1 protein-coding gene is annotated in these 248 nt (G+C 65.3%); it reads left to right on the top strand.

Features of this window, described 5'->3' with window-relative positions:
- Nucleotides 1–248, top strand: a 248-nt coding sequence (locus AC3XQU_RS24485; RefSeq protein ID WP_489876710.1) for a BCCT family transporter, incomplete at both ends; no start/stop codon positions are given.

Genomic DNA, 248 nt, shown 5'->3' with positions numbered 1-248 from the left:
GACTGGCATCACCTCCGCCATCACCATCATCCTGGTCGTGCTGTTCTTCGTCTCCGGCGCCGACGCCAACACCTATGTCCTGAGCATGCTCTCAACCAAGGGCGTTCTCACACCGAAGCGCCCGGTGCTCGTCGTCTGGGGCGCCGTCACCGGGATCACCGCGATCGTGCTCCTGCTGGCCGGCGGGCTTGCAGCTCTCCAGCAGGCGGTCATCCTCTCGGCCGCCCCGTTCACGATCATTGTGGTCC

It is taken from the genome of Telluria sp. AZSoR62 (assembly GCF_058111565.1).
The sequence above is the reverse complement of the archived record's forward strand: the minus strand, read 5'-3'. Positions and strand labels throughout refer to the sequence as shown.